Source organism: Halorubrum sp. SD690R, assembly GCF_005435035.1.
GTDB classification, from domain to species: domain Archaea; phylum Halobacteriota; class Halobacteria; order Halobacteriales; family Haloferacaceae; genus Halorubrum; species Halorubrum ezzemoulense.
Genome location: NZ_SGTV01000159.1, coordinates 1 through 274 on the forward strand (window position 1 = coordinate 1; position 274 = coordinate 274).

At 58.4% G+C, this 274-nt stretch carries 1 pseudogene; it reads left to right on the forward strand.

What is annotated here, in order from left to right:
- Positions 1 to 274, forward strand: a pseudogene (locus EXE41_RS18870) (IS1595 family transposase); the annotation flags it as partial.

Here is a 274-nt window from a genome sequence, read left to right on the forward strand (position 1 = left end):
GAACTTGCGGAACTTGGGGTAATAGAATTTCGGCCCGAGCCGCTCGACGCCATCGTCGAGCGGCGTCTCAAGACGGTGTGGGAAGAACGCTCCTGTCCACACTGCGGCGCAGACAACCTCCACGCTCTCAACGGCTCTGACCGTATTTGGTGTGGCCGCTGTGACTGGAAAACCACGTACACGCGAGGGACACCCTTCTACGATTCGGAACTCACCCCAGGTGAGTTCCTCATCGCCTTCATCCTCTACGCTGACACACTCCTCAGCATTACCC